Annotated in this window: 17 protein-coding genes and 1 other RNA gene; 8 read left to right on the top strand and 10 right to left on the bottom strand. The window is 63.0% G+C overall.

Features of this window, described 5'->3' with window-relative positions; genetic code table 11:
* Positions 1-89 precede the first annotated feature (89 nt).
* From ICJ04_RS11210 to ICJ04_RS11200, 3 genes are all read left to right on the top strand, one after another.
* Positions 90-3,260 carry a multidrug efflux RND transporter permease subunit gene (locus ICJ04_RS11210; protein WP_188324338.1) on the top strand — a complete coding sequence of 1,057 codons (3,171 nt, stop codon included), beginning with the start codon at positions 90-92 and terminating at the stop codon, positions 3,258-3,260.
* Positions 3,261-3,346: 86 nt separating this feature from the next.
* Entirely contained in the window at positions 3,347-4,084 is a 738-nt protein-coding gene (locus ICJ04_RS11205; RefSeq protein WP_188324337.1) for an SDR family oxidoreductase, read from the top strand.
* Positions 4,078-5,496, top strand: a complete 1,419-nt coding sequence (locus tag ICJ04_RS11200) for an efflux transporter outer membrane subunit (protein WP_188324336.1) — start codon at positions 4,078-4,080, stop codon at positions 5,494-5,496. Before ICJ04_RS11205 ends, ICJ04_RS11200 begins: the two co-directional genes overlap by 7 nt.
* A gap of 143 nt (positions 5,497-5,639) precedes the next feature.
* Here the strand turns inward: ICJ04_RS11200 and ICJ04_RS11195 are convergent, their stop codons facing one another.
* Positions 5,640-6,491, bottom strand: a complete 852-nt coding sequence (locus ICJ04_RS11195) for an endonuclease/exonuclease/phosphatase family protein (protein ID WP_188324335.1) — start codon at positions 6,489-6,491, stop codon at positions 5,640-5,642.
* Between the two features lie 192 nt (positions 6,492-6,683).
* On the opposite strand from ICJ04_RS11195, the gene ICJ04_RS11190 reads away from it, so the two are divergent.
* Positions 6,684-6,857, top strand: a complete 174-nt coding sequence (locus tag ICJ04_RS11190) for a DUF1328 domain-containing protein (protein WP_042612362.1) — start codon at positions 6,684-6,686, stop codon at positions 6,855-6,857.
* A 240-nt stretch (positions 6,858-7,097) separates the two neighbouring features.
* Here the strand turns inward: ICJ04_RS11190 and ICJ04_RS18550 are convergent, their stop codons facing one another.
* The 3 genes from ICJ04_RS18550 to ICJ04_RS11175 form a co-directional block, all read right to left on the bottom strand.
* Positions 7,098-7,379 (bottom strand): excalibur calcium-binding domain-containing protein, encoded by a 282-nt coding sequence (locus tag ICJ04_RS18550; RefSeq protein WP_223203068.1) that lies wholly within the window; start codon positions 7,377-7,379, stop codon positions 7,098-7,100.
* A gap of 74 nt (positions 7,380-7,453) precedes the next feature.
* Positions 7,454-7,837: a VOC family protein gene (locus ICJ04_RS11180; RefSeq protein WP_188324333.1), complete on the bottom strand. Its 384-nt coding sequence runs from the start codon at positions 7,835-7,837 to the stop codon at positions 7,454-7,456.
* 58 nt (positions 7,838-7,895) lie between these two features.
* Positions 7,896-8,324 carry an isoprenylcysteine carboxylmethyltransferase family protein gene (locus tag ICJ04_RS11175; protein ID WP_223202863.1) on the bottom strand — a complete coding sequence of 143 codons (429 nt, stop codon included), beginning with the start codon at positions 8,322-8,324 and terminating at the stop codon, positions 7,896-7,898.
* Here ICJ04_RS11175 and ICJ04_RS11170 point away from each other — a divergent pair.
* Complete coding sequence (locus tag ICJ04_RS11170) at positions 8,317-9,024, top strand: hypothetical protein (protein ID WP_223202862.1); 708 nt, start codon at positions 8,317-8,319, stop codon at positions 9,022-9,024. The genes ICJ04_RS11175 and ICJ04_RS11170 overlap by 8 nt on opposite strands.
* Before the next feature lie 17 nt (positions 9,025-9,041).
* On the opposite strand, the gene ICJ04_RS11165 is transcribed toward ICJ04_RS11170, so the two are convergent.
* The 5 genes from ICJ04_RS11165 to ssrA all read right to left on the bottom strand — a co-directional run bounded on the left by ICJ04_RS11165 (position 9,042) and on the right by ssrA (position 12,682).
* Entirely contained in the window at positions 9,042-9,491 is a 450-nt protein-coding gene (locus ICJ04_RS11165) for a response regulator (RefSeq protein ID WP_188324330.1), read from the bottom strand.
* Between the two features lie 180 nt (positions 9,492-9,671).
* Positions 9,672-10,103, bottom strand: coding sequence for a hypothetical protein (locus ICJ04_RS11160; RefSeq protein ID WP_188324329.1), 432 nt, complete (start codon positions 10,101-10,103; stop codon positions 9,672-9,674).
* Between the two features lie 651 nt (positions 10,104-10,754).
* Positions 10,755-11,663, bottom strand: a complete 909-nt coding sequence (locus ICJ04_RS11150; RefSeq protein WP_188324328.1) for a sel1 repeat family protein — start codon at positions 11,661-11,663, stop codon at positions 10,755-10,757.
* A 52-nt stretch (positions 11,664-11,715) separates the two neighbouring features.
* The gene (locus tag ICJ04_RS18530; protein ID WP_342589198.1) at positions 11,716-12,123 is read right to left on the bottom strand and encodes an Arm DNA-binding domain-containing protein; all 408 of its coding nucleotides are present in this window, start codon (positions 12,121-12,123) and stop codon (positions 11,716-11,718) included.
* Positions 12,124-12,286: 163 nt separating this feature from the next.
* Positions 12,287-12,682, bottom strand: a transfer-messenger RNA (tmRNA) gene (gene ssrA, locus ICJ04_RS11145).
* Between the two features lie 228 nt (positions 12,683-12,910).
* Between ssrA and ICJ04_RS11140 the strand changes: the two genes are divergently transcribed.
* Positions 12,911-13,477: a hypothetical protein gene (locus tag ICJ04_RS11140; protein WP_188324327.1), complete on the top strand. Its 567-nt coding sequence runs from the start codon at positions 12,911-12,913 to the stop codon at positions 13,475-13,477.
* 104 nt (positions 13,478-13,581) lie between these two features.
* Here the strand turns inward: ICJ04_RS11140 and smpB are convergent, their stop codons facing one another.
* Positions 13,582-14,085: an SsrA-binding protein SmpB gene (smpB, locus tag ICJ04_RS11135; protein WP_188324326.1), complete on the bottom strand. Its 504-nt coding sequence runs from the start codon at positions 14,083-14,085 to the stop codon at positions 13,582-13,584.
* A 59-nt stretch (positions 14,086-14,144) separates the two neighbouring features.
* On the opposite strand from smpB, the gene ICJ04_RS11130 reads away from it, so the two are divergent.
* Together ICJ04_RS11130 and ICJ04_RS11125 are read left to right on the top strand one after the other, a co-directional pair.
* Entirely contained in the window at positions 14,145-14,573 is a 429-nt protein-coding gene (locus ICJ04_RS11130; RefSeq protein ID WP_188324325.1) for a type II toxin-antitoxin system RatA family toxin, read from the top strand.
* 4 nt (positions 14,574-14,577) lie between these two features.
* A complete protein-coding gene (locus ICJ04_RS11125) occupies positions 14,578-14,841 on the top strand; it encodes an RnfH family protein (RefSeq protein ID WP_188324324.1) in 264 nt (87 codons plus the stop codon).
* The last annotated feature ends 13 nt before the right edge of the window (positions 14,842-14,854 follow it).

Genomic DNA, 14,854 nt, shown 5'->3' with positions numbered 1-14,854 from the left:
CCAGCGTCACCGCGATGCCCGAACCCCTGCCGGATTGGCAGGGGCAGGGCGGCTGCATCCCGGCGTCGGCCAAACCAAGGACATTCCCAATGGATTTCTCACGCTTTTTCATCGACAGGCCGATCTTCGCGGCGGTGTTGTCGATCATCATCTTCGCTGCCGGCCTGATCAGCATTCCGCTGCTGCCGACCGGTGAATACCCCGACGTGGTGCCGCCCTCGGTGGTGGTGCGCACCGTGTACCCGGGCGCCAACCCGAAGGTGATCGCCGAAACAGTGGCCACGCCACTGGAAGAAGCCATCAACGGCGTCGAGGACATGATGTACATGAAGTCGGTCGCCGGCTCCGACGGTGTGCTGCAGATGACCATCACCTTCCGCCCGGGTACCGATCCGGATGCGGCGGCGGTCAAAGTGCAGAACCGCGTCGCCCAGGCGCAGGCGCGACTGCCCGAAGACGTGCGGCGGCAGGGCGTGACCACGCAGAAGCAGTCGCCGACCTTCCTGATGGTGGTGCACCTGACCTCGCCGAACGGAAAGTACGACACGCTGTACCTGCGCAACTACGCGCGACTGCACGTCAAGGACGCGCTGTCGCGCATCCAGGGCGTGGGCGATGCGCAGATCTTCGGTGGCGGTGACTACGCCATGCGTGCCTGGCTGGACCCGGACAAGATCGCCGCGCGCGGCCTGACCGCCAGCGATGTGGTCGGCGCGATGCGCGAGCAGAACGTGCAGGTCTCGGCGGGCCAGCTCGGTGCCGAGCCGATGCCCAACAGCCAGTTCCTGACCCTGATCAATGCGCAGGGCCGGCTGAAGAGTGAGCAGGAATTCAACGACATCGTGCTCAAGAGCGGCGCTGACGGCGAAGTGGTGCGCCTGTCCGACGTGGCCCGTCTGGAGCTGGGTGCCGGTGACTACACGCTGCGTTCGCAGCTGGATGGCAAGAACGCAGTGGGTATCGGCATCTTCCAGGCCCCCGGCGCGAACGCGCTGGAAATCCGCGATGCCGTCATGAACACCATGGACGAGATGCAGAAGACCTTCCCGGCCGACGTCAAGTACGAAGCGGTGTATGACACCACCATCTTCGTGCGCGACTCGATCAAGGCCGTGGTGTCCACGCTGCTGGAAGCCATCGCCCTGGTGGTGCTGGTGGTCATCCTGTTCCTGCAGACCTGGCGCGCGTCGATCATTCCGCTGATCGCCGTGCCGGTGTCCATCGTAGGCACGTTCGCTGCGCTGTATCTGCTGGGTTTCTCGATCAACACATTGAGCCTGTTCGGCCTGGTGCTGGCGATCGGCATCGTGGTCGACGATGCGATCGTGGTGGTGGAGAACGTCGAGCGCAACATCGAAGAAGGTCTGTCACCCACCGCCGCTGCCCATCAGGCCATGAAGGAAGTGTCCGGTCCGATCGTCGCCATCGCGTTGGTACTGTGCGCCGTGTTCGTGCCGATGGCCTTCCTGTCCGGCGTCACCGGCCAGTTCTACAAGCAGTTCGCCGTCACCATCGCCATCTCCACGGTGATCTCGGCCATCAACTCCCTGACTCTGTCGCCGGCCCTGGCCGCACGCCTGCTGAAGCCGCATGACGCAACCAAGGATGCGCCCACGCGCATCATCGACCGCCTGTTCGGCTGGATCTTCCGTCCGTTCAACCGCTTCTTCAAATCCAGCTCGGAGAAGTACGAGCGCGGCGTATCGAAGATCCTCGGCAAGCGCGGTGCGGTGTTCGTGGTGTATGCCCTGCTGCTGGTCGGTACCGGCGTGATGTTCAAGCTGGTGCCGCCAGGCTTCATCCCCACGCAGGACAAGTTGTACCTGATCGCGGGTGTGAAGCTGCCGGAGGGCTCGTCCATTGCCCGCACCGACGCGATGCTGAAGAAGGTCGCGCAGATCGCCATGGAAACCGATGGCGTGGCGCATACCATTTCGTTCCCGGGCCTCAACGCGCTGCAGTTCACCAACACGCCCAATACCGGTGTGGCGTTCGTGCCGCTCAAGCCCTTCAGCGAACGCAATGGGCGTACCGCTGCGCAGATCAATGCGGAGATCAACCAGAAGATCGCCGGGCTGCAGGAAGGCTTTGCGTTCTCGATGATGCCGCCGCCGATCCTCGGGCTGGGTAACGGCAACGGCTACCAGATGTTCATCGAAGACCGTGGAAACCTGGGCTACGGTGCGCTGCAGACCGCTGTGCAGAGCATGCAGGGCGCGGTATCGCAGACACCGGGCATGGCCTTCCCGATCACCAGCTACCAAGCCAACGTGCCGCAGCTGGATGCCGAGGTGGACCGTGTAAAGGCCAAGGCACAGGGCGTGCAGTTGACCGAGCTGTTCGACACGCTGCAGACCTATCTGGGCTCGGCCTACGTCAACGACTTCAACCAGTTCGGTCGTACCTGGCAGGTGATCGCGCAGGCTGACGGACAGTTCCGTGACAGCGTGGAAGACATCGGCCGCCTGCGCACCCGCAACGACCGCGGCGAGATGGTGCCGATCGGCTCGATGGTCACCGTCAAGCAGACGTTCGGCCCCGACCCGGTGCTGCGCTTCAACGGCTACCCGGCGGCTGACCTGGCCGGTGAAACCGATCCGCGCCTGCTGTCATCCACCGAGGGCATGGCCAAGCTGAGCGAGATCGCCGCGCAGGTGTTGCCGCCCGGCATGGTCACCGAGTGGACCGACCTGAGCTACCAGCAGGCCACCCAGGGCAACGCCGCGTTGATCGTGTTCCCGGTGGCGGTGATGCTGGCCTTCCTGGTGCTGGCCGCACTGTATGAAAGCTGGTCGCTGCCGCTGGCGGTGATCCTGATCGTGCCGATGACCCTGCTGTCCGCGCTGTTCGGTGTATGGCTGACCGGTGGCGACAACAACGTGTTCGTGCAGGTCGGTCTGGTGGTGCTGATGGGGTTGGCCTGCAAGAACGCCATCCTGATCGTCGAGTTTGCCCGCGAGCTGGAAATGGGCGGCAAGGGCATCGTCGAATCTGCGCTGGAAGCCTGCCGCCTGCGCCTGCGCCCGATCGTGATGACCTCCATCGCCTTCATCGCCGGCACCGTGCCGCTGGTGCTGTCCCATGGTGCAGGCGCCGAGGTCCGCTCGGTCACCGGCATCACGGTGTTCGCCGGCATGCTGGGCGTAACGTTGTTCGGGCTGTTCCTGACCCCGGTGTTCTACGTGGCCCTGCGCAAGTTCGTCACCCGCAACGGCGGTGGCCAGCTGGTCAAGCATGGCGAATCGACGCTGCACCATTGATGCGACGTTCCTGACCTGACCCCGGTAGCGCCGAGCCATGCTCGGCGCACCCCGGAACCCTCTTTCAAGCTGCAAGGATTGAAACAATGAACGCACATACGAACAAGATCGCGATGGTCACCGGCGCTACCCGTGGCATCGGCACCGAGACCGTGCGCCAGCTGGCGCAGGCCGGCGTGCACACGCTGCTGGCTGGTCGCAAGCGTGACACCGCCGTGGCCGTCGCACTGAAACTGCAGGCCGAAGGCCTGCCAGTGGAAGCCATCGAACTGGACGTCACCGATGAAGCCAGCGTAGCCGCTGCAGTGGAGCAGGTGCGCCAGCGCCACGGCCGCCTGGACATCCTGGTCAACAACGCCGGCATCATGATCGACGACATGAGCAAGGCACCTTCGCAGCAGTCGTTGGAGACGTGGCGCACCACCTTCGATACCAACGTCTTCGCACTGGTAGCCGTCACCCAGGCATTCCTTCCGCTGCTGCGCGAATCGGCCGCGGCGCGCATCGTCAACGTGTCCAGCCTGCTGGGGTCGGTGACCCTGCACAGCCAGCCGGGCTCGCCGATCTATGACTTCAAGGTACCGGCCTACGACGTGTCCAAGAGCGCGGTGAACGCATGGACCGCGCACCTGGCCTATGAACTGCGCGACACCGCGCACAAGGTCAACACCGTGCACCCCGGTTACGTAAAGACCGACATGAACGGTGGCGAAGGCGAGGTCGAGGTATCCGTCGGCGCGCAGTCCAGCGTGCAGATGGCGCTGCTGGATGCCGACGGCCCGAATGGCAGCTTCACCTATCTGGGCGAGGTGCTGCCGTGGTAATCAAAACCTTGGCGGTCGCCCTGTCCAGCGTGCTGCTGGCTGGCTGCGTGACCGTCGGACCCAACTACAAAGCACCGGTGGAAGCACCGGTGGCCCTGCAGGGGGCTGCGGCACCGGTGTACAGCACCGAGTCGCCGGTAGCCACGTGGTGGGCACAGTTTGACGATCCGGTGCTGGAAGAGCTGGTGCATCGCGCGCTGGCTGACAACCTGGATCTGCGCGTGTCGGTATCGCGCGTGCAGCAGGCGCGTGCGGTGTTCGTTGAACGCCGCCTCGACCAGGCACCGCATGTCACTGCCGGTGGCGCGTACGATCGCCGCAAGCAGCCGGAAACGCTGGCCGGTGGCGAGCGGGTCTTCAGCGAAAGCTACCAGCTGGGCTTCGATGCCGGCTGGGAGCTGGACCTGTTCGGACGCCAGCGCCGCGCCGCGGAAGCCGCCCGTGCGGATCTGGATGCCGAGTGGGCGAATCTGGCTGATGCACAGGTGCTGGTCGCCGCTGAAGTAGCGCGCAACTACTTCGAGCTGCGTGGTACGCAGAAGCGCATCGCCGTGGCCGAGCAGACCCTTGGCAACCTGCGTGACACCCAGAAGCTGACCGAAACCCGCTGGGAACTGGGTGCGGGCAGCGAGCTGGACGTGCAGAGCAGCCGTGCACGCTTGAAGGCCATCGAGGCCGACATCCCGCTGCTGGAAGTGGCACAGACCCAATCGCGCCATCGCCTGGCGGTGCTGCTGGGACTGCGTCCGGAATCGCTGGACGGCATGCTCGCACCGCGCGACATGCCGGCCTTCGCCAAGGCGCTGCCACTGGGTGACACCCGCGAACTGCTGCGTCAGCGCGCTGATGTGCGCGTGGCAGAGCGTCGCCTCGCTGCGGCCACCGCACGCATCGGCGTGGCCACCGCAGACCTGTTCCCGCGCCTGTCACTGACCGGTTTCGTCGGCTTCCTCGGCGGCGATGCCAGCGGATTGATCAGCGGCAGCAACAAGGCATGGTCGTTGACCCCGCAGCTGAGCTGGGCCGCGTTTGATTTCGGCACGGTGCGTGCGCGGTTGAAGGCCAGCAAGGCCGAAGCCGATGGCGTGGCCGCGCAATACGAACAGGCTGTGCTGCTGGCGCTGGAAGACACTGAAAACGCGTTGACGCGCTATTCCAAGCAGCAGGCCCGACTGGCGATCGTCGCCGAGCAGGCGCAGGCCGCGCGGCGTGCCGAAACGCTGGCGCAGGTCCGCTATCGCGAAGGGTCGGAAGACTTCCTGACCCTGCTCGATGCCCAGCGCACGCAACTGGTGGCGGACGACGCCCTGGCCGCCGCCGAAGCCGAGGTCAACGTCAGCGTCGTCGGCGTGTACAAAGCCCTCGGCGGCTGGGGCCAAGCTGCACAGCCGAGCATCGCCCTGGCACAGTGACCCGTAGGGTACGGTCTCGCCACTGCGCTCGCCGACCCTGGGTCGGCGCTACCGATATGCTGCCTGTGTCCCGGTAGCGCCGAGCCATGCTCGGCGAGCGCAGCGGCGCTCTCAACGAACACCCCGCCGGGCACGACCCGGCGCTACTTCGCGTCCCAGTCCAGCTCCACCACCAGCGGGAAATGATCCGACGGCAGTATCCCGTCCACCCGCGCATCGACCGTGGCGAAATCCCGCGCGGTGAACCCACGCACCAGCACCCAATCCAGTTCCGTGGTCGCCTTGCCGGTGAAATCATGGAACGTATTCTTCGGCCCACGCGGTGCAGCCACCTGCGTGCGCGCATCCGTCAGCGCACCCGTAAACGCAGCGTAGGTTGGTCCGCCCGGCTCACTGTTGAAGTCACCCGTGACCACCACCGGAATGTCTGCCGGCAACGTCTTCAGGTGCGCCACGATCGCCTGCGCGCCACGGACCCGACGCGGCTCATCTTCATCACGATAGGGCAGGTGGGTATTGAACAGATAGAAGCGCCGCCCATCCTCCACGCGACGGAACAACCCCCACGTCACCATGCGCGGGAACAGGTTGCCCCAGCTGATGCTGCCGGCCACGTCCGGCGTATCAGACAGCCAGAAGTTACCCGACTGCTCCAACGCCACCACCTTCCTGTCGTAGAACACGCCCATGTGCTCATCGTCATCGCCACCGCGGCGGCCTTCGCCGAACCAGCGGTAATCGGGCAACTGCGAGGCCAGGTAATCCGCCTGTTCCTTCACCAGTTCCTGCGTACCCATCACCGCCGGATGCGCTTGGCGGATGGTGGTCACCAGGGCCTCCCGGCGGTCCATCCAGCGCTTGCCGGGCGCGGTATCGGCGGGCGTGCGCACATTGAAGGACATCACCTTCAACGGAGACGGCGGCGTAGCAGCGGCGGCCGGCAAAGCCAGCGCCAGAAGAAGTAATGCGGCAGGGCGCCGTAGGCGGTTCAACATGGGAATCCCTCCATTCCGTGAAATCGTTTGCAGGCAAGAGTCGCATGGCGGGCAGGGAAGGGGATGTGCCGGAATGGCTGGTTTGCCGAGTCGCATCTCATCTTCACCCAACGCAGGCGACAGGCTCACCCCTGAACGACACGGCCCTCGTTAAGGTTTCTGCAACACGCACTCCTTGTTGGAGGGAATCACATGATCAAGTGGGCCATCATCTTCGCCATCATCGGCCTCATTGCCGGTGCACTCGGCTTCGGCGGCATCGCCGGCGCCTCGGTCGGCATCGCCAAGTTCCTGTTCTGGGCCGGCATCATCATCGCCGTGGTGCTGTTCCTGCTGGGCATGACCATCGCCAAGAAAGTCACCTAGTCGCGCGCCTAAAGCCCGCGCAACAAACGAAAAGGCCGCCCCTAAAAGGGCGGCCTTTTCTGCGTTGAGGGTATCGGCGACGGTGCATCCGGCGCGTTACATCCGACGGGGTACATCCAACGCGGTACATCCAACGCGGTACATCCAACGCGGTACATCCAACGCGGTAGAGCCGACTTTAGTCGGCTGCCCTTCCATCGGCTGCTCTTCCATCGGCGCCAGTCACCTCAAACGAGCCACTCAACGCCCCCGATACGGCTCACACCCCACCCCATCATTATCCCGGTCCAGATGCGGCCCATACCCCGGGTCCCCCCGACGCACCGGCGCCGCACCCGCCGCCCGTGCTTCCGTGCAGTTCTTGAACGCCCCGCCACGCGCACGCGGCGCGTTGAAGTTCTGCCGATCAACAGGGCGGGGCAGGGCGGCTGCCGCAGCGCCGCCATGGCAGTGATAATCCCCTGTCGCCCGGTTGGTATGGCATCCCTGCTTGTTCAACCCGCCGCTATGCCCCTCAGCCATCTCCGCCACAACGAGGGCGCCGGCCAGCACAGCGCATTGCAGCCAGCGCACCGGCGCACCGTTCGCGGCGCGGTTCATCGGGTGACGGCCACGGTGCTCACCGCCTCAACCCGATATCCATCTGGGTCAATCAGAAAGCCCGCGTAGTAGTGCTCGCCGTACTCCGGCCGCAGCCCGGGCGCGCCATTGTCCTGACCGCCGGCAGCCAGCCCGTCATGGTGGAAAGCGTCGATCTGCCCGTGCGAAGCGGCTGCAAACGCAATATGGAAACCGTCTGCCGGCGGCGTGGCGTCCGCTGAAAGATTGAGCAGCAGCAGGTCCTGGCCATCCACCAGCCCATAGCCGATCGATTCATCGCCGTCGAAAACACGGCGGTAACCCAAGGCGCCCAGCGCGGCGTCGTAGAAGCGGCCAGCACGCGCAAGGTCAAGGACGGCCAGAGAAAGGTGATGGAACATGGGCGGCCCGGCGAGAAAGATGGGCAGAGCATAGCTGCGAATCTGCCTCTGCGATGGTTTACAACCAGCGACGGGTGCGGCGACGCATCTGTGCGAACGCTGTTGGAAACTTGCGAGACAGCACGCGTTCTTCCGGCAGGATCTGCAGGTAGGTGATGTAGACGACGAAGACAGCGACCGGTAAAAGCGCGGTCGCGAGTTGGAGCCACAGTGCCCAGCCCAGGACGATGCAAGCCTGACCGAGATACATGGGATTACGCGAGTAACGGTAGATGCCGCCCGTGACCAGATGCGAGGCACGCCCAGGTGAAAGGGGGTTTACCGTCGTCCGAGACCGCCGGAACTGCATCTTCGGTATCAGGTTCAGGGCCAGCCCTATCACTGCAACGATAAAGCCTGATGGGCGGAGCCATGTTGCGGAAGGCATGACTCCAATCCCGTTTTCGGCCAGGCCCCACGCCAAGGCACCGCAGGCCAGCATGAGCATCGGAGGTGGAACTCGATTTTCCAGGCGGCTGCGCATGCGCGCAATGATGCCACGTCGCCGGAAGTCACCCTGCCGCGCGGCACGTTCCCGCGCCGGCGCTGGACTCTACCATCGGGTCAACATGCACATCGTCCGCATCCAGCGCGGCATACTCCGGGGAAGCGCCATGCAGGTAAACAATGATCGCCGGCTGACGCTGGCCTTGGCGGCCCTCGGCGCTGCTGCCGCGCTGGCGTTCGTCGCATGGGAGTACCTGCACGGCAGCGTCAAAAGCCACCATCTGCTCAACCATGCCGACCTTCCCGCAATATCCAATTGGTGGGGCGTGCTGATGCTGCCGCTGCTGGGTGCCACCGCAGGCTGGTCCATCACCCGTCAACGCCCCCGCACCTCATCGGCGGTGTCGCGTGCCCTCATCGCAGCCGTCGGCGCACTGGTCGTCGGCGTTGCGCTTTCGGTCGCGTTTACCACCGGGCACGAGTACGCCGCGTCCATCATCTTCCTCGGCCTTGTCTTGTCGGGTCTGGTGCTGCCGGTTTACCGCGCGGAGTATCTGTTCGGCTTCGTGCTGGGCATGGCCTTTACGTTCGGTGCTGTGCTTCCCACCTTGGTCGGACTGGTTGCGGCCCTGCTTTCGGCCGCAACCCATCTGCTCACCTATCCGCTGATACTGAAGGCGTATCGCCGCGTGCGGGCCTGACTCCGAATGTCTGAGGGTCAGGCGGTAGGCACGAACGGCGGCGGCTGGTTGGTGACGCCCCAGAACATTCCCAGCTCCTGTACCGCTTCCAGAAACTCATTGAAGTCGATTGGCTTGACCACGAACGCATTCACGCCGGAATCGTAGCTCTGCACCAGATCTCTCTCCTGGCGCGAGGAGGTCAGCATCACCACCGGCGTACTCTTGAGCAGCGCATCACCGCGGATCTCGGCGAGCACTTCCAGTCCATTCAATTTGGGCAGTTTCAGATCCAACAGCACGACGACGGGGCCGCCGTGCAACGCGCCTGCATACGGTCCATGGCTGCGCAGATAATCCAGCGCTTCTTGTCCATCCCGTACGTGCACGACGGGGTTCAGCAGCTGGCACCGCGCCAGGGCGGCCATCGTCAGCTCAGCATCTTTCATGCTGTCTTCTACGAGCAGAATCGGTCGCAGGTCTTTCATGGAGCGTCCTTGATCAATCAGTGCGCCGGTTGCCCTGGCGCCGGGAAGGGCGCATAGCTTTGCATGCCCGATAGAGACTGTCAGTAAGTTCCTTAACAGTTAATCTTAACAATTAAGTTAAGGGTACGTGTAGGTATGGGGCGGGGCATAGGGCGCATACCAAGCCACCCGGTCAGTGCATCAGGACGCGTTGCAGGTCGTAGCAGAGGCCGACTTCACCATCGCCCGGCCACTGACAATCAGCCCCTCAACCAGGTGTTCGCTCAGGACGCCTTCGGGATCGCCGTCCTGCTTGGCCAGATGCACCGCGTGCAGGATCTCGAAGATCGACGCCAGGCCCTGCAGGGTGCGAAGCGGGATGGCGACTTTGCTGTGTCGTTTGAGATCGATGTATGCATCTGCGCCCAGCAGCGGGGCATCGTCGGCCACGTCAGGCACCAGTTTCAGGTGCACCGTGCGGCTGCGGGCGATCTGCTCCCGCTCATGCTCTTCCAGCGTCCGTTCCAGCTTTTCAATGAAGCGGGGAGGAAACGAATGCATCTTGTCGCCAAGCAGGGCGTGCAGGCGCTTGGCGCCCAGCGGGTACTGCGATTCCATCGGTATGCCTCGCATTGCATGAAGGCCACCTGCGCCTGAGCACGAGGTGGCGGGCGATGCGGGTTGGCATACCGGGTGTTTATAACCATAAACCGGCGGATCAGGGATCCCCACGCATCGCCCGCCGCAAGAGTCGGTAGGCGATGCAGTGCATTCTCCGCCGTGCCCCGAGGGGCAGAACAGAGTCAACGGTTATAAACACAAACGGGATGCCAATTCCGACTGGTGCCATAGGGCGCCAGCGGATCCATCGTGCGCAGGGCAAGTGCCTGCGTCCATGAGGAAAATTGCGAAGTCAGGTGATCGGGAGCGCGCTCGGGGCGCTGCTCTACCATTGTCGGTGACGCGCCTGGCCTCACCATGATGCGAGCGATGACGGCGTTGAGCCGATGCCCTTACGTCACCCGATCAAGGGCGGAGCGAGTCACCACCCAGTTCATGCTCCGCCGCAAGCGCGAGATATGCGGATCGGGACATGCGGCGGATGCAGCTGCTTGGTCGATTCGACCCACCAGCTACTCCGGCGGGCTGATATTCAACCGGACGGCACGCGTGCTGAGCCTGGACAGGTCGACGTCTACCAGCATCCAGAATCCGCCCGCGTACTCATCGCTTTGACTAAAACGTTCAAGCGAGGATGCGACGGCCGGACCTGCTGGTTCGCCCTCATATTTTGCTCCTCTGTGTCAGCGTGGCGGCCAGTTGATTGGCCTTCCTTAGTTCAGATGGAGTCATGGACTGCGCCATGAGGTCCAACATCTGTTCGTTTCCACCGATGGGGATCTGCTGTCCCGCAGCTTTCTTGTAGGCATAGGCACGAACCGAATCTTTCGGTGTAATGATGCCGCGTTGATACGCCGTTCCGAGAGTGAAAAGCCCGTCCGGATTGCCTGTGTCAGCTACACTTTTGATGTAGCGATAGGAATCTTCATTGAACTGTTTAACTTCTTCTGCCGATACTGCTTGTTCCTGCCGATCTCCAACAATGAGGTCCAGATAGTTGTAGTAGGCCAGTCGCGCGTAGGTGTCGCCCCCTTCCGCTGCTTCTTTCAGCCATCGGGCCGTTTCCTTTTGCGCATCACCGGGAACTCCCTCACATTGTTCAAGCTTTTCTTCGGTGAACGTAAGAGAGCTCAATTGCTGATCTGCCAGGAACTGCTCTCGCGTTTTTCCGCTTGCTTTGAGAATTTCTGGCGAGACTTGGCTGTTGGAGTAATCAAGAGACCTGTCTGGTTTCATCGCAACGCGACACTCATTGAGTACCAAGAAGAGTTGTCGTTTTGCTTCCAGATCTCCAGCTTCCGCTCTATTGCGAAGCGATGGATACAGTTCTTTCACGGGAACATCTGGCAAGCGCTGTGCAGATTGGAGGTCGGTATCAATCGCTGTCGATTTTGGCGTGACACTTTGAATCTCTGCCGTGGCCGCGGGCGCTGCATTCGCCGGTGTACCGCTAGCCGGCTGAGAATCGTCATTTGTCTTTGAGCATGAGGTGAGCATGCAGGCGATGAGTGCGAACTTTGACAGGCGCAAGCACTGGTAGAGAGTGGTGTGCTTTGGGGTTGAATGGGGCATCGGGTTCTCCATACGCTACAGCCTGAAATTCAGTGTCCTGGTCAAATGCGGTTCAAGTTGTGATGGTTTTGACACCGTTACGCGGACTAGGTGGCCACCCATGCCCATTCTTGACGGAATAGCGCGGTAGATGAGCACTGATGCTATGCCGACGGTAAGGGGGGCGACACGGGCGCCGATGATCGGGAATACATTGTTCTCGAACCAGGCCACCATCTTCCGGCTGTAGGCCTCGACGGCCATGCAGCCACTCGCGCGAGAACACTTCAAAGCTATCCCCGGTGCTACCGGTCGGCGCGGCCATCCCCAGCTGCTTCTCCTTCCCGCCGAAGCGATATTTCCAGCTCCAGTAGCGCGATCCGTTGGGATGAACCAGCAGGAACAGGCCGCCACCGTCAGACAGCTTCTGCTGCTTCTCGGTGGACTTCACGCGACGGATCGCGGCATCCGAGAAGGCTATTGAGGTACAAGGTTTTCAGGGCGGTGGTGTACCGCTAGATATATCCCGAGCGTCTCATAGGCTGCAGCGGAACCGGCTGGACAGGCATCGCCAACAAAAAAGCCGAGATCCCCTTTTTGACGAAGGATCCCGGCTTCTCGCGGCCCCCGAAGGAACCAATCAATGGTGGAGGTGGGCGGAATTGAACCGCCGTCCGAAGGCACTCCATCCCCAGCTCTACATGCTTAGCTCACCGTTGGATTTCGTTCCGGAACAGCACGGTGTGCGAAGCACATCCCGGAACAAGCCTGCTGTGTTCTAGTGCTGGACTGACAGGCAGCCGCCCAGCTCGATTCCATGATAATGACTCTACGCTGCTAGCATGGACACAGGCAGTTTCGAGGCTTCACCTAAGGCGGCGAAGGATGACGCAGGTCAACCGTTAGGCTGCGACTGCGAAATCCGAAGCGTAGTTGTCGTCGTTGGCAACTAGAGTTTTGCAGCTGGATTTACGAGGAAAGCTACACCCTCGGCATGCGCCAAGCGACTTCACAACCCCCGTCGAAACCAATGCACCCCCGGTTTCAAACAAGTGCTTGCAAGTACTGGCCAGATTCCGGTGTTGCAGGAACAAGGCTGCCCAACGAGACCGATGCTACGCCAATCCGGCTGAACAGTCACGCAAAAGCGAGATTTCTGGTAGCAGGCCTACATATCGAACTGTTAACGTCTTGAGGAGCCATTTGCGACACCATTGTGGTCACGTGTAGTCACGCTGGGACACGAAGCAGGAGACGTGTGGGTGGAGATGACAAGCAAGCGCAGTCTTCGGCAGCTGGTTGGCCCTGTGGGCATTGGCTATCTGCGCCGTGCGGTGCCGCCGGGTTGGGTATGGACGGTCCTGGCAGCGCTGGTGGCTGCGGCGTGTCTGATCGAACTGCCCGCGTCGGCCGCAATGGCGCTGTTGGCCAGTGCCGTCGTGGTGCATTGGCCGCGTCGAAAGCGTCCGTCGCTGGGCTACTGGCGGCTGCTGGGGTTGGTGCTGCTGGGGCTGTTGGCGTGGGCGCCGGAGCCTGATGTGCTGTCGCAATGGTTCGAGCACGGGCTGGCGATCGCGCTGCTGGCGCTGGCCGGGGTGAGTGTGCTGACCCATGTGCTGCAGGCGCACCGCTTGTCGCGCCGCCTGCAGCATGCCGCAGATGCGATGGACGACAACCGGTTGCTGGAGCTGCTGCCGGGCGACGCGGCGCGTCTGGCGCGCAGTTGGACGGCAGGCGATGACAGCCACGCCGACGAGCTGGCCGTGGTGATGCATCTTGCCGTGATGCATGCAGCGTTGGCGCCGCAGATGCAGGGTGGGGCGGTCAAGGCCTGACGGTGTGCGAGCTGCGGTGAGGGTCCGCCGAGCGTGGCTCGGCGCTACCGGAGTACGAAGTTGACCACCGGAGTGCCAAGTCGGTCACCGGAGTACGACGTCGGTCAGGCGTCGCGGTTGCCCCGACGCATGACGCGCGACTTTTCGATTGCCCATTCGCGGTCCTTGGCGGCATCGCGCTTGTCGTGGTCCTGCTTGCCCTTGGCCAGCGCCACTTCCAGCTTGATCTTGTTCTTGCTCCAGTACATCGCGGTGGGGACGATGGTGTAGCCGTCGCGCTCCACCTTGCCGACCAGCTTGTCGATCTCGCTCCGGTGCAGCAACAGCTTGCGCTCGCGGCGGTCCACGGCCACGAAGTGGCTGGAGGCCTGGATCAGCGGGGTGATCTGCGCGCCGATCAGGAAGATCTCGCCCTGCTTCACATACGCGTAGGCATCCACGATGTTGCCGCGGCCGGCACGGATGGATTTGACCTCCCAGCCCTGCAGCGCAAGGCCCGCCTCGAAGCGCTCCTCGATGTGGTACTCGTGCCGGGCACGCTTGTTCAACGCGATGGTCTTGTTGGCCGTCGCGTTCTTTGCTTTATCCTTGCCGTCGTTCTTGCTCATTCCCGTATTGTCTCCGATTCGGGCCCGCCCGGTCGATCACCTGCAGCCAAAACTCTGAAATGCCTACCATTCGTCGAAGCGCCCTGGTCGAACACTCCGCGGCGCGCATGTTTGATCTCGTCAACGATATCGCCGCCTACCCGAGCCGGTTCCGTTGGTGCTCGGCTGCGCAGATCCTGGAACAGGGCGATGATCGCCTCGTCGCGCGCCTGGACCTGGGGCTGGGCTCGTTCTCCACCTGGTTCATGACCGAGAACACGCTGGTACGCCCGCAGCGTATCGATATGCAGCTGCGCGACGGCCCGTTCAAGAGCCTGCACGGCCGGTGGGAGTTCCATTCACTGGCCGAAGATGCCTGCAAGGTCAGCCTGGAGCTGGAATTCGAGCCGAAATCCCGTTTGTTGGCGCCCGCGCTCGCGTTGGGTTTCCAGGGACTGGCCGACCGCATGGTCAACGACTTCGTGCGCGTGGCAGACGAGCAGGATTGATCCGATGATCCGCGTGGAAGTGGTGCTGGCTTGGCCCGACCGCGTGCTGCATCGCGCGCTGGAACTGGCCGAAGACGCCACGGTGGCCGATGCGGTCACGGCGGCGGCGTTGGAGGGCAGTGCGGAATGTCCCGCAGTCGCCGTGCACGGTGTGCTGGCTACACCCGGGCAGATCCTGCAGGACGCTGACCGGGTGGAGCTGTTGCGGGCACTGCTGGCCGATCCCAAGGACAACCGCCGGCGGCGCGCGAAGGCGCAGCCGAAGTAGTCTTACGGTGGGA

This window comes from Stenotrophomonas sp. 169, assembly GCF_014621775.1.
Classification (GTDB): Bacteria; Pseudomonadota; Gammaproteobacteria; order Xanthomonadales; family Xanthomonadaceae; genus Stenotrophomonas.
The sequence above is the reverse complement of the archived record's forward strand: the minus strand, read 5'-3'. Positions and strand labels throughout refer to the sequence as shown.

Excerpts from the sequence above, each read along its gene's own strand:
- ICJ04_RS11210 (WP_188324338.1), top strand. The coding sequence starts at position 90 with ATGGATTTCTCACGCTTTTTCATCGACAGGCCGATCTTCGCGGCGGTG.
- ICJ04_RS11150 (WP_188324328.1), bottom strand. The coding sequence starts at position 11,663 with ATGCCCCATTCAACCCCAAAGCACACCACTCTCTACCAGTGCTTGCGC.
- ICJ04_RS18550 (WP_223203068.1), bottom strand. The coding sequence starts at position 7,379 with ATGGCTGAGGGGCATAGCGGCGGGTTGAACAAGCAGGGATGCCATACC.
- ICJ04_RS11175 (WP_223202863.1), bottom strand. The coding sequence starts at position 8,324 with ATGCTCATGCTGGCCTGCGGTGCCTTGGCGTGGGGCCTGGCCGAAAAC.
- ICJ04_RS11180 (WP_188324333.1), bottom strand. The coding sequence starts at position 7,837 with ATGTTCCATCACCTTTCTCTGGCCGTCCTTGACCTTGCGCGTGCTGGC.
- ICJ04_RS11170 (WP_223202862.1), top strand. The coding sequence starts at position 8,317 with ATGAGCATCGGAGGTGGAACTCGATTTTCCAGGCGGCTGCGCATGCGC.
- ICJ04_RS11205 (WP_188324337.1), top strand. The coding sequence starts at position 3,347 with ATGAACGCACATACGAACAAGATCGCGATGGTCACCGGCGCTACCCGT.
- ICJ04_RS11125 (WP_188324324.1), top strand. The coding sequence starts at position 14,578 with ATGATCCGCGTGGAAGTGGTGCTGGCTTGGCCCGACCGCGTGCTGCAT.
- smpB (WP_188324326.1), bottom strand. The coding sequence starts at position 14,085 with ATGAGCAAGAACGACGGCAAGGATAAAGCAAAGAACGCGACGGCCAAC.
- ICJ04_RS11130 (WP_188324325.1), top strand. The coding sequence starts at position 14,145 with ATGCCTACCATTCGTCGAAGCGCCCTGGTCGAACACTCCGCGGCGCGC.
- ICJ04_RS11140 (WP_188324327.1), top strand. The coding sequence starts at position 12,911 with ATGACAAGCAAGCGCAGTCTTCGGCAGCTGGTTGGCCCTGTGGGCATT.
- ICJ04_RS11160 (WP_188324329.1), bottom strand. The coding sequence starts at position 10,103 with ATGCGAGGCATACCGATGGAATCGCAGTACCCGCTGGGCGCCAAGCGC.
- ICJ04_RS11165 (WP_188324330.1), bottom strand. The coding sequence starts at position 9,491 with ATGAAAGACCTGCGACCGATTCTGCTCGTAGAAGACAGCATGAAAGAT.
- ICJ04_RS11190 (WP_042612362.1), top strand. The coding sequence starts at position 6,684 with ATGATCAAGTGGGCCATCATCTTCGCCATCATCGGCCTCATTGCCGGT.
- ICJ04_RS11195 (WP_188324335.1), bottom strand. The coding sequence starts at position 6,491 with ATGTTGAACCGCCTACGGCGCCCTGCCGCATTACTTCTTCTGGCGCTG.